General features: G+C 73.7%; 12 protein-coding genes. All 12 read left to right on the forward strand.

Going from position 1 to position 12,007, the window contains the following annotated elements:
- Positions 1 to 88: 88 nt before the first annotated feature.
- The 12 genes from GA0070562_RS06250 (at position 89) to GA0070562_RS06305 (ending at position 11,913) form a co-directional block, all read left to right on the forward strand.
- Positions 89 to 1,297 (forward strand): beta-ketoacyl-[acyl-carrier-protein] synthase family protein, encoded by a 1,209-nt coding sequence (locus GA0070562_RS06250; RefSeq protein ID WP_091416717.1) that lies wholly within the window; start codon positions 89 to 91, stop codon positions 1,295 to 1,297.
- On the forward strand, positions 1,294 to 2,415 hold the full coding sequence (locus GA0070562_RS06255) for a beta-ketoacyl synthase N-terminal-like domain-containing protein (RefSeq protein WP_091416722.1): 1,122 nt from the start codon (positions 1,294 to 1,296) through the stop codon (positions 2,413 to 2,415). The genes GA0070562_RS06250 and GA0070562_RS06255 overlap by 4 nt, the downstream gene beginning before the upstream one ends.
- Positions 2,393 to 3,520 (forward strand): beta-ketoacyl synthase N-terminal-like domain-containing protein, encoded by a 1,128-nt coding sequence (locus tag GA0070562_RS06260; RefSeq protein ID WP_091416725.1) that lies wholly within the window; start codon positions 2,393 to 2,395, stop codon positions 3,518 to 3,520. Before GA0070562_RS06255 ends, GA0070562_RS06260 begins: the two co-directional genes overlap by 23 nt.
- Entirely contained in the window at positions 3,510 to 4,427 is a 918-nt protein-coding gene (locus tag GA0070562_RS06265; RefSeq protein ID WP_091416730.1) for a beta-ketoacyl synthase N-terminal-like domain-containing protein, read from the forward strand. Before GA0070562_RS06260 ends, GA0070562_RS06265 begins: the two co-directional genes overlap by 11 nt.
- Positions 4,424 to 5,248 (forward strand): alpha/beta fold hydrolase, encoded by an 825-nt coding sequence (locus tag GA0070562_RS06270; protein WP_175438663.1) that lies wholly within the window; start codon positions 4,424 to 4,426, stop codon positions 5,246 to 5,248. Before GA0070562_RS06265 ends, GA0070562_RS06270 begins: the two co-directional genes overlap by 4 nt.
- On the forward strand, positions 5,245 to 6,147 hold the full coding sequence (locus tag GA0070562_RS06275; RefSeq protein WP_091416738.1) for a hotdog family protein: 903 nt from the start codon (positions 5,245 to 5,247) through the stop codon (positions 6,145 to 6,147). Before GA0070562_RS06270 ends, GA0070562_RS06275 begins: the two co-directional genes overlap by 4 nt.
- Positions 6,144 to 6,860: a 2-hydroxychromene-2-carboxylate isomerase gene (locus GA0070562_RS06280; protein WP_091418401.1), complete on the forward strand. Its 717-nt coding sequence runs from the start codon at positions 6,144 to 6,146 to the stop codon at positions 6,858 to 6,860. Before GA0070562_RS06275 ends, GA0070562_RS06280 begins: the two co-directional genes overlap by 4 nt.
- Before the next feature lie 22 nt (positions 6,861 to 6,882).
- Complete coding sequence (locus GA0070562_RS06285) at positions 6,883 to 7,830, forward strand: beta-ketoacyl-ACP synthase 3 (RefSeq protein WP_091416742.1); 948 nt, start codon at positions 6,883 to 6,885, stop codon at positions 7,828 to 7,830.
- 269 nt (positions 7,831 to 8,099) lie between these two features.
- On the forward strand, positions 8,100 to 9,089 hold the full coding sequence (sbnA, locus tag GA0070562_RS06290; RefSeq protein WP_225853064.1) for a 2,3-diaminopropionate biosynthesis protein SbnA: 990 nt from the start codon (positions 8,100 to 8,102) through the stop codon (positions 9,087 to 9,089).
- A gap of 16 nt (positions 9,090 to 9,105) precedes the next feature.
- Positions 9,106 to 10,122 carry a 2,3-diaminopropionate biosynthesis protein SbnB gene (gene sbnB, locus GA0070562_RS06295; protein WP_091416745.1) on the forward strand — a complete coding sequence of 339 codons (1,017 nt, stop codon included), beginning with the start codon at positions 9,106 to 9,108 and terminating at the stop codon, positions 10,120 to 10,122.
- Positions 10,123 to 10,165: 43 nt separating this feature from the next.
- Positions 10,166 to 11,128: an ATP-binding cassette domain-containing protein gene (locus GA0070562_RS06300; protein WP_091416749.1), complete on the forward strand. Its 963-nt coding sequence runs from the start codon at positions 10,166 to 10,168 to the stop codon at positions 11,126 to 11,128.
- The gene (locus GA0070562_RS06305) at positions 11,125 to 11,913 is read left to right on the forward strand and encodes an ABC transporter permease (protein WP_091416752.1); all 789 of its coding nucleotides are present in this window, start codon (positions 11,125 to 11,127) and stop codon (positions 11,911 to 11,913) included. Before GA0070562_RS06300 ends, GA0070562_RS06305 begins: the two co-directional genes overlap by 4 nt.
- Positions 11,914 to 12,007: the final 94 nt, after the last annotated feature.

The following is a 12,007-nucleotide window of genomic DNA, read 5'->3' on the forward strand; positions in this document are numbered from 1 at the left end:
GTGGCATCCGACCACGCCACGGATGGCGGGGTGGCGCCCCGGCGCTCCCGCGACCGCGGCCCAAGGACTCACGGAGGACACCCCAGTGATGAACCGAAGGGTTGTGGTGACCGGGCTAGGGCCGGTCTCGAGCATCGGCACAGGCATCGACGTCTTCGCGGCCGCGCTGCGCGCCGGACGCAGCGGAATCACGCCGATCGCCAGCTTCGACACCACCGGCTTCGTGACCGAGCGCGCCGGCGAGGTGCACGAGTTCCAGCCGTACGACATGGTGAGCCGGATCGATCCCGCCGAATGGGGGCGCAGCAGCCTCTTCGCCGCCGCGGCGGCCCGGCTCGCGCTCACCGACGCGGGGGCGCTCGACGTCGCGGCGGGCTCGGCCCGCGTGGGTGTCTGCATGGGCACGACCAGCGGCGAATCACAGGTGGTGGAGCGACTCACGGAGCACTGGCTGCGTGACGGTTACCGGCCGACGCCGCGGTCGCTGGCCCGTCAGATGCCGGCCGGTCGGGTCGCCGAGGCGGTGAGCCGCGAGCTCGACCTGCGGGGCACCACGACGACCGTCTCGACGGCCTGCTCGGCCAGCAACTACGCACTGGGGTACGCCTTCGACGCCATCGCCGCCGGCGACCAGGACTACATGATCGTCGGTGGGGCCGACTCGGTGTGCCGGTGGGCGCACGCCGGGTTCTACCGGCTGGGCGCCCTGGCCGCCGAACGCTGCGCGCCGTTCGACCGGGACCGCGCCGGGGTCATCACCGCCGAAGGCGGGGTGGCGCTGTTCCTGGAGAGCCTCGACTCGGCCCAGGCCCGAGGGGCCCGGATCTACTGCGAGGTGCTGGGCTACGGCCTCACCTGCGACGCCAAGCATCCGACCGCCCCGGACGCGGCGAGCGTGGCCCGGTGCATGCGGCTGGCCCACCGGGACGCCGGCATCAAGCCCGACGAGGTGGATTTCATCTGCGCCCACGGGACCGCGACTCCCGCCAACGACGCCGCCGAGTACGAGGCGGTCCGCGAGGTGTTCGGCGACCGGCTGCCCCCGATGAGCTCGGTCAAGTCGATGCTCGGGCACACCATGGGCGCGGCGAGCGGGTTCAGCGCCGTCGCCGCGGCACTGGCCCTGTCGTCCGGCTTCCTCGCTCCCACCATCAACCACCTCACCACCGACCCGGCGATGCCCGGCCTCGACGTGGTGCCGAACCGGGCCCGACCCGCGCAGGCACAGATCGTCCAGGTCAACGGGTTCGCCTTCGGTGGCAACAACGCCATCACGATCCTGGGACGGCTCGCATGACAGTGACCACCGACCTTCCCGGCATCACCACAGTGCTCGGCATCTCCGGATGGGGTGTGGTGTCGCCGTACGGCTTGGGCGCCGACGAGTTCACCGCCGGCCTGCGCGCGGGCCGTGACGTCACTGTCGACGCCGCCGAGCTGACCGACGAGCCGGTGCCGCACCCGCGGGCGTACGCCCTCGCGGGCTTCCGCGCCCGGGACCATCTCGGCCGCAAGGGCACCAGCTTCCTCGACCGCCGGACCGCGTTCGCGGTGCTCGCCTGCCGCCAGGCGCTCGCCGACAGCGACCTGGTCGTCGACGACGACAACCGGGAGCGGGTCGGCGTGGTGCTCGGCACCAGTGTCGGGAGCCTCCAGTCGACGAGCGACTACAGCCGCGACACCCACGTGCAGGACAAGCCCTACCTGGTCAACCCGATCCTCTTCCCCAACACGGTGCTCAACTGCGCCGCCGGTCAGGCGGCCATCTGGCACGGGCTGCGCGGGGTCAACGCCACCCTCGCCGGTGGGGGGACGGCCACCATCACCGCGCTGCGCTACGCCCGGACCATGCTGGGGCGCGGCCGGGCGGACGCACTGCTGGTCGGGGCGGTCGAGGAGTACACCCCGCACATGGCCTGGGCGGGCAGCCCGGGCTCCGACGGCGCCCCGGCGACCGCCGGCGGTGAGGGCGGCGCGGTCTTCCTGGTCGAGGACGCCACCGCCATGCGGGCCGCCGGACGCACACCGTCGGCCGAGATCGTGGCGGTCGACGTCGCGCACACCGGCGCCGGCATGGACGTCGCGACCGCGCTCGCCGGCCTGGTGCGCCGGATGCTGCGAGACGCCGGCGTCGCCGCGACGGACCTCGCGCGCGTGCTCTCCTGCGGTGCGGCCGAGGAGGAACGGGCCCTGGACGCCACCGTCGGCCGGCAGGCCGACCGCAGTTCCGTCACCGGCGTCGCCGGTGACTGCCCGACCGCGGCCGGCGCGCTCCAGGTCGCGGTGCTGCTGGCCCACCACCGGCGTACGCCCGACGACGGCTCGCTGTCGTTGATCGTCGCCGGCAGCCCCGACGGCACCGTCGGCGCGGCCCTGCTGAGGGGGACCGGGCATGGCTCTCGCAATCACCGGTAGTGCCATGCGCACCGCGCTGGGCGGCACCGCGGAGACGTTCACCGCGTTGCTCGCCGGGAAGTCCGGTCGCCAGCCACTGGGGTACGTCAACCCGGACCAGGTGAACGTGCGGTACGGCTACCACGTCGACGCCGTCGAGGAGGAGCGTCCGTACCGGGCCAGCGCCTGGCTCGCCGAATGCGTGGCCGAGGCGGCCCGGCAGGCCGGCCTGGACGGCGCCCGGGAACGGATCGTCGTGATCGTCGGCACCGGACTGCGGGAACTGCGCGCTGTGGAACGGTGGCGGGCCGACGGCCTGCCTGTGGAACCGCACGCGCTGCACTTCGCCGGCGCGGTCCGCGACACGCTGCCCGGCGTGACCGAGGTGGTCACCGTCTCCAACGCCTGTTCGGCGTCGTCGCACGCGCTGGCGCTCGCCGCCGACCTGATCCGCCTCGACGAGGCCGACGCGGTGGTGGCCTGCGGGGCCGACGCGATGACCGAGAGCATGCTCGCGATGATCGGACGGGTCGGCGACGAGTCCAGCGACGCGGTACGACCGTTCGACGCCGATCGCCGGGGGGTGCTGCTCGGCGACGGCGCGGCGGCAGTCGTGCTGCGCTCCGTGCCGGACAGCGAGGCCGAGGTGCGCCTGCGAGGCGTGGGCATGTCCTGCGACGCCTACCACGAGACGGCCCCGGACCCGGAGGGCCTGCGCGCCGCGATGGCCGACGCCTACCAGCGGGCCGGCCTGCGCCCCGCCGACGTCGGCCTGGTGCTGGCGCACGGCACGGGCACCGCGCTGAACGATCCCACCGAGGCCCGGGTGCTGGCCGGACTGTTCGCCGACGTACGCCGCCCGCCACTGGTCACCGCGATCAAAGGCGCGATCGGGCACACCTCCGGCAGCGCCGGACTGATGAGCCTGCTGGTCGCCGTCGAGGCGCTGCGGCACGGCACGGTGCCGCCGGTGACCGGACTGCGGATGCCGATCGCCGAGGCGGCGCCACTGGACCTGGTGATCGGCCGGCCGGCTCGCACCGGCGCGCACGTCGCCCAGGTCAACGCGTTCGGCTTCGGCGGCGTGAACGCCGTCTGTCTGGTGGAGGTGCGGCATGACCGCTGACGGGGTGCTGATCGAGGCGGCGGCCGTACACGTGCCCGCCGTCGCCCCGGGCCTGCTGATCGCCTCGGACACCACGCCGGCCTGCGGCCCGGACGAGGCGCACGGCCTCCTCGGGCGCAAGGGGCTGCTGTTCAAGGAACCGGCGGTGCGGCTGGCCATGTGCGCCGTGCACAAGGCTCTCGGGCTGCCGCCCGGCCGGCCCACCGGACCGGTGCCCGGCGCCGCCGGCACGGCAGTGGTGGTCAGCTCCAACCTGGGCAACGTCGCCACCGTCTGCGACATCGTCGACCAGGTCCGCGCGGGCGGTCTGCGCGGGGTGAGCCCGATGCAGGCCCCGAACGCATCGAGCAACATCATCGCGAGCAGCATCGCCATCCGGTACGGCTTCACCGGCCCCAACCTGATGGTCTGCTCCGGGGCGACGGGCGGGCTCGACGCCGTGCGCCTCGGTGCCCTGCTGGTGCGCGGCGGGCGGACCCGTCGCGCCGTCGTCGTCGGCGCCGAACCGGGCGACGCGGTCGCCGCCGCGCTGCGGTCCGCTGCCGGACTGCCGCCCGGACCGCCCGAGGGCATCGCCGCGTGCGTGGTGCTCACCGCGGCGGACCGCCCGGGAGTACGCCTGCGCTCGGTGCGCCGGCACAGCGCGCCGGAGCCGGTTCCGGCCGACGCCGGGCCGGTGGTGCGGCTGTCCGGTGCGGACGCCCCCAGCGCCGACCTGGCCGGCGTCCTGGCGTCCGGGTACGGCGCGACGGGCGTGCTGCAGACCGCGCTGGCCGCCCGGTGGCTCGCCGATCCGGCGGACCGGCCGGCCGGTGTGGGCGACGCGACCGAGGCGGCGGTGACCTGCGGCTCTGCCGACGACGGCTTCGCCACCGGCCGGCTGAGCCGCCACCGGGGGCGCCGGTGACCTGGCGGCTGCTCACCGGGCCCGGTGCCGTTCCGCCGGCGGGGCGTGGACGGGTGCTGGCGGCGGTGCACGGACTGGCCGACCACGGTGGCACCTGGCAGGAACTCGCCAGGCGGCTCGGTCCGGGTTACCGCTGCTGGGTCGTCGACGCGCCGTGGTGCGGCGCCGTCGAAGGCCCGGCCACCCCATGGGCGGCCACGTCCGCCGGGCCCGCCGAATGGCTGCGGACCGCCCTGGCGGAGCTGCCCGAACCCGCCGACGTCCTGGTCGGGCACTCGTTCGGCGCCAACGCGGTCCTGGACCACCTCGCCGGGGCGGCCCGGCCCGCGGCCCGCGCCGCAGTGCTGATCGCGCCCCTGGTGCGCCCCGCGGGCCGGGCTCCGCGACCGGTGCTGGTCGCCCGCACCCGGGCCGCGATCCGGCAGGTGGTCGCCGACGGGCTGCGGGTCCGGCTCGGCCGCCGTGCGGAGGCGGTGGCCGACGACGTGCTGGCCGTGATGGTGGGAAAGGCCCTGCAACGGGTTCCCGACGGGGCCGCCGAGGTGGTGCTCGACCGGCTGCTGGCGACGCCCCGGCCCGAGTTGGCCCGGGTGGTCACGCCGACGCTCGTCCTGGCCGGTCTCGGTGACCAGCGACTGGCCGGGGCGCGGGCGGACTCGCTCGCCGTGATGCCGGCGGCGCGGGTCCGCGTACACCCGCACTACGGCCACTTCTGCCACGTCACCCAGGCGGCCGAGGTCGCCGCCGAGTGCGCCGAGTTCTTCGACCGAGTCGTACCGGCCGCCGCGCCGGCCGGCCCGACCATGGAGGTTTACGCATGACTCTCGCCGTCGACGCCCAGCCCACCACCTGTCGCGGCCGCCCTCGCTACGAGGGCGCCAACATCGGGACCTGGGTCGGCTTCAAGCAGTTCGTGTACCTGGCCGAGGACGTGGTGCTCCAGCACTACCGCGACCGAGGGACCGGACCCGGTCGGCTCTTCCACGACCACGGCGTGCAGCTGTCCTTCGTGGAACACTCGCTCCGGCTTCCCGGCCCGGTCTTCGTCGACGACGAGGTACGGGCCGAGGCGGTCCCGGTGGGCGGTTCCGGCGGTGCCGAGGACACCTTCGCGGTCACCCTGCTGGTGGAGCGGGAGGGACGACCGGTCCCCGTGCTCAAGGGCAAGGTCCGGGTGGCCTTCGTCGCGCCGTCCGGCGTCACCGGCGAGCTGCCGCGGGAGATCGCCGGCCGGGTGGTGACCGACCTGGCCCAGCTGCGGGCGCCGGGCCCCACGCCGGCCGCGTTCCGGCCCGGCTTCCGGTGGTCCGAGACCATCCCGTACCCCCACTGCCAGTTCTCCGACCGGATGCAGCACTCCGGCTACGTGCGGGACCTGGAGGAGGTGGTGCACCGCTACCTGGCGGAGCGCGGCATCTCGATCCGGCGCATGCTCACCGAGCGGAACTGGATCCCGGCGGTGACGCGCTCCCAGGTGCGGCTGCTCGCCGACGCGCGCCTGGAGGAGGAGCTGCACACGGTCTTCACAGTCGACGACATCGTCAAGGACGTGATGTTCACCGGCCGGATGGACTGCTATGTCGTACGCGACGGCGTGATCGTGCCCACCGCGACCGGGTCGATCACCCACGGGTACGGGGTGGCGAGCGGCCCGGACGCCGGCCAGGTCGCCGTGATGGACGGACCGACCCAGGCCGCGCTGCTGTGGAGCGCCGCGTGACCGACCGCCCGCGGGTGTACTTCTCCTTCCAGAGCCCGTTCAGCTGGATGGCGTTGCGGCAGCTCGAAGAACGGGTGCCCGACTTCGCGGACCGGTTCGAGTACGTGCCCTTCTGGGATCCCGACACCCGGATGCGCGCCGCTCTCGCCGACCGCGGCGCGGACTTCCACTACACGGTGATGAGCAAGGCCAAGCACCTGTACATCCTGCACGACACCAAGCGCCTCGCCGCCGGCCTCGGCTACCGCCTGGTCTGGCCGGTGGACGTCGCGCCCTGGTGGGAGCCGTCCGCCCTGGGCTGGCTGCGTGCCCGCGAACTGGGCTGCGAGCGGCGGTTCTACCGGGTCGTCACCGAGGCCCGCTGGCACCGGGGCGACAACATCAGCGACCCGCAGACGCTTCGGGCCGCCTGCGACGCCGCCGGACTGCCCGGGGCTGAACTGATGGCCGCCGCCGACGACGACCGGATTCGCGAACTGGGGTTGGACGCGCTGGTCCGCGCCCACCGCGACGAGGTGTTCGGCATCCCGCTGTTCATCGTGGGACGGCACCGCTTCTGGGGCGTGGACCGGGTGGCCGAGGTCGAGTCGGCGGTGCGCGCGCGGAGCGCCGCGCAGCCGGGCGGCGCGGCGGACCCGAGCGACCGTCTTCCGGTGGCGGCGCTCGCGACGATCGGCTCTTTCGATCACGACGAGCCCGGCGGCTGTGGCTGACCGGGCGGGAGAGGAGACCACTGTGCGCAACTGGGCGGGAACCCGCGTCGCCGGTCTTGGGTACTACCAGCCGCCGCGGGTGCTGACCAACGAGGAGCTGTCCGAACGCGTCGACACCGACGACGCGTGGATCCGCAGCCGGGTCGGCATCGAACGCCGGCACGTCGCCGAGGACCAGTCGGTGGCCGACATGGCCACCGCCGCCGCGGGCAAGGCGCTCAGCGCGGCCGGTGTCCAGCCGGGCCAGGTGGACCTGGTGGTGGTCGCCACGTGCACCGCGGTGGACCGCGTGCCCAACGTGGCGAGCCGGGTCGCGGCGAACCTGGAGATGTCGGGGCAGGCGGCCTACGACGTCAACACCGCGTGTTCCGGATTCTCCTACGCGCTGGCCACCGCCGACCACGCCATCCGGGCCGGTGCCGCGGCGACCGCCGTGGTGATCGGTGCCGAGCGCCTCACCGACTACGTCGACTGGCAGGACCGCAGCACCTGCATCCTGTTCGGTGACGGCGCCGGGGCGGCGGTACTGGTCGGCGCCGAACGACCCGGCGTCGGCCCGGTGGTGTGGGGCGGGTCCGCCCAACGCGGGTCGGCCATCCGGATCGAGGGCGCTTCGGCGCACATCGAGCAGGACGGCAAGACCGTGTTCCACTGGGCCACGACGGCGCTGACGCCGGTCGCGCGGGAGGCGTGCCGCCGGGCCGGAGTCGAGCCGGAGGACCTGGCGGCGTTCGTGCCGCACCAGGCGAACCTGCGCATCATCAACGCGATCGCCCGCGATCTCGGCGTCACGGAGAAGACGGTGATCGCCCGGGACATCGTGTCCTCGGGCAACACGTCCTCGGCGAGCACACCGATCGCCCTGGCAAAACTGGTGGAGCGGCGGGAGGTGCCCGAGGGCGCGCCGGTGCTGCTGCTCGGATTCGGCGGCGGACTGACCTTCGCCGGTCAGGTGGTGACCTGCCCCTGACGCCTCCGGGTCCGTCCGGCGCCGCCACGAGCGCGCCGGGCGGACCCGGCCGGAGGCGGCCGGTCCGGACAGTCCCGGTCCGCGCGGCTCGAGCGGGCCGCTATCCGGGCCCGATCACGGTCCGAGGGTTCCCCGAGCCGCATGCCCCACGGTGAGCGGGCGTTGTGCCATCCATTCATCCGCCCGCCGGTCGTCTCCGTTGAGCCGCTGGGCCCACCATCGAGCCGGATCGGGAGCCGCAGTGATGCCGCAGTGCGGAAGTGATAGCCGTGAGTCATGAGTCCCTGCTGGAACAGCTGGCGGTGGTGGGGCAGGCGATGCCGCGTACCCCGCTGGTGCAGCTTCGCCACGACCGGCTGGACCTGTTCGCCAAGCTGGAGTACGTCAACCTCAACGGCAGTTCCAAGGACCGCTCGGCGTACTGGATCCTGCGGCGGGCCGTCGAGCGCGGTGAGGTCGTCGAAGGAACCACTGTGGTGGAGTCGTCCTCGGGGAACTTCGCCATCTCGCTCGCCTCGTTCTGCCGCTGGCTGGGGCTGACCTTCGTCCCGGTCGTCGACCCGAACGTCAACGCCGCCACCGAGGCGTACCTGCGCCGGCTCTGCGACCGGGTGGAGAAGGTGACCGAGCCCGACGAGACGGGCGGCTATCTCGGCACCCGGCTGCGCCGGGTGGAGGAGCTGCGCGCCGAACTGCCGAGGGTCTACTGGCCCAATCAGTACGCCAATCAGGATGCCGTCGACGCACACGACCTGCTCACCGGCGCCGAGCTGTGCGGAGACCTGCCCCGGGTGGACTACCTGTTCGTCGGGGTGAGCACCGGCGGCACCATCGCCGGACTGTCCGCCCGGCTCAAGCGGCTGCGCCCGGACACCTGGGTGGTCGCCGTCGACGCCGAGGGGTCGGTCATCTTCGGCGGCCCACCGGCCAAGCGCCGTCTGCCCGGTCTCGGTTCGAGCATCGTGCCGCCCCTGGTCGACCGGGCACACATCGACGACGTGGTGATCGTGCCCGAGCTGGACGCGGTACGCGGCTGTCACGAGCTGTTCCAGCGGCACGGACTGTACGCCGGCGGTTCGACCGGAAGCGTCTACAGCGCGATCGAACGCTACTTCGCCGACCATCGCGGGCCGCGCCCCACAGTCGCCTTCCTGTGCGCCGACCGGGGCACCGGCTACGCCGACACGGTGTACGACCCGGAGTGGGTCGACCGGTTCGCCGCCCGACGCGACCGCGGTCCGACCGTGGCGCTGGTCTGAGAGGAACCCGAACAGCATGACCGATCGACCGACCATCCCCCCGTTCACGGTGGTGACCGCGGCCGAGGTGGCGGCGGCCGTCGAGGCCGACCGGCCGGCCTGCCTGGACGCGGTGCGCCGCTGCTATCTCGCCCACGACGAGGGCGCCAGCGCGCTGCCGCACAGCAGCTTCCTGCGCTTCCCCGACCTGCCCCGGGACCGGATCATCGCCCTGCCCGCCTACCTGGGCGCCGACTTCGAGGTGGCCGGCATCAAGTGGATCGCCAGCTTCCCGGGCAACACCGCGCACGACATTCCCCGCGCCTCGGCGGTTCTGATCCTCAACGACCTGGCCACCGGTCATCCGTACGCCTGCCTGGAGTCGTCGCTGATCTCCGCGACCCGCACCGCGGCCTCCGCCGTGCTCGGCGCCGAGGAACTGGTCGGCTGCCGGCGGGCGCCCAGCGTCGGCTTCATCGGCACCGGCCTGATCGCCGAGCACGTCCGCCGCTTCCTGCGTGACCTGGACTGGGACATCGACGAGTACCGACTGTTCGACCTGGATCCGGCGGCGGCCGGTCGATTCGCCGCCACGGTGCGGGCCGACGGAGTGGGCGCGGTCAAGGTGGTCCCGGAGGCCGCCGACGCGTTCGGCGCCGACCTGGTGGTGCTGGCCACAGTGGCCGGGGAACCGCACCTGCACGACCCGGCGCTGCTCGCCCACCGCCCGACAGTGCTGCACCTGTCGCTGCGGGACCTGTCACCCGAGGTCGTGCTGGCCGGGCAGAACATCACCGACGACGTCGACCACGCGGTCCGGGAACGCACCTCGCTGCACCTGGCCGAGCAACGGGTCGGGCATCGGGACTTCGTCGACGGCACCGTCGCCGACGTGCTGCGGGGCCGTGTGCGCCGGGACCCCGACCGAGCCGCGATCTTCGCGCCGTTCGGCCTCGGCGTGCTCGATCTCGCCGTCGGGGCCTGGGCCTTCGACCGGGTACGCGCCGCAGGTGGTGGCCGTACCGTCGCCGACTTCTTCCCGTCGGCGACCTGATGTCCGCGCACCGTTCGCACGACGACCGCCGATGGGATGGCACATGGACCTGACGATCGAGGCCGAAGGGCTCCGCAAGAGCTACGGCACCCACACCGCCCTTGCCGGGGTGGACCTCGCCGTGCCGGCCGGCACGGTGCTCGGCCTGCTCGGCCCGAACGGGGCCGGCAAGACCACCATGGTGCGGATCCTCTCCACGCTGCTTACCCCCGACGGCGGCAGCGCCCGGGTCTGCGGCTACGACGTGGTCCGCAAGCCGCGTGAGGTGCGCCGGAGGGTAGGTCTCACCGGCCAGTACGCGGCCGTGGACGAGCTGCTCACCGGCCGGGAGAACCTGGTCCTGATCGGCGTCCTGCACCATCTCGGACGGCGGGCGGCCCGCACCCGCGCCGACGAGTTGCTGGAGCGCTTCCAGCTCACCGACGCCGCCGAACGGGCCGCCCGGACCTACTCCGGCGGCATGCGTCGCCGGCTCGACCTGGCCGCCAGCCTGGTGGCGGACCCCCCGGTGCTGGTGCTCGACGAGCCCACCACCGGCCTGGACGTCACGAACCGGCGCACGCTGTGGGCGATGGTCCGCGAGCAGGTCGCCAAGGGCACCACGGTGCTGCTCACCACGCAGTACCTCGAAGAGGCCGACCATCTCGCCGGCCGGATCCTGGTCCTCGACGGCGGGAAGGTCATCGCCGAGGGCACCTCGGACGAGCTGAAGCGCAAGGTCGGCGACGAGCACCTCCAGATACGGGTACGCGAGGCGGCGCAGCGTGCGGCGGCCGTCGCCGCCCTGACCGCCGTCACCACCCACCGTCCGGTGCTCGACGACGACGGGGTGAGCCTGCGGCTACCGATGGGCGACGGGCTGACCGGCCTCGCGGCCGCCGCGGCGGCGCTCGCCGCAGCCCGCGTCGACGTCGAGTCGTTCGCCAGCTGCGCGCCGACGCTGGATGACGTCTTCCTCAATCTCACCGGACGCAGTTCCGCCGAGCAGTCGGAGGCAGCGGCATGACCACCCTGACCGTCGAGACGTCGGCCCTGGTGGGCCGTCACCTGCGCCACCTGGGCCGGGTACCGATGCGGCTGCTCGGGGTGACAGTCATGCCGGTCGCCTACGTGGTGATCTTCGGCTACCTGTTCGGCAGCGTCATCGAGGTGCCCGACGGCGGGTACCGCGAGTTCCTGATGGCCGGGATCTTCGCCCAGATGATGCTGACCAACCTCCAGCACACCGCGCTCGGCGTGGTCGACGACCTGGGCAACGGCATCGACGACCGGTTCCGGTCGCTGCCGATAGCCGGGCTCGCCGTGCCGCTGGCCCGGACCGTGGCCGACCTCACCCGCGTGGTGATCGCCTGCGTCGCGATGGCCGTCGTGGGTTACGCGATGGGCTGGCGTACCCACACCGGGCCGGCTCAGGTGCTCGCCGGTTTCGGCCTGCTGCTCCTGCTCGGCTTCGCCGCCTCCTGGATCGGCGTCCTGCTCGGACTGAGGCTGCGCTCGGCCGAGACGGTCAGCGCGGTGGCCTTCCTCGTCATCATGCCGATGACCTTCCTGTCCAACGCGTTCATCCCGCTGCGCGGGCTTCCCGACTGGCTGCGCACCGCCTGCGAGTGGAACCCCCTCTCCGCCGTCGTCGCGGCCTGCCGCGAGCTGTTCGGCAACCCGGGCACGACCGGCGACGCGCTGCCGATGCGCCACCCGGTCGCCGCGTCGCTGCTGCTCACCGTCGCGCTGCTGCTGATCAGCGCCACGCTGGCCGCGCACACGTACCGCGCGGCGGCCCGGGGCCGCTGACCCGTCGCCGGCCGGGTCGCGTCCGACCCGGCCGGGCAGCCGGCGGCCCGCGCGGGCGCGCTCGGCCATCCACGAACCCGCCGCGTCCGTAGCC

The sequence above is a fragment of the Micromonospora tulbaghiae genome (genome assembly GCF_900091605.1).
GTDB lineage: Bacteria > Actinomycetota > Actinomycetes > Mycobacteriales > Micromonosporaceae > Micromonospora > Micromonospora tulbaghiae.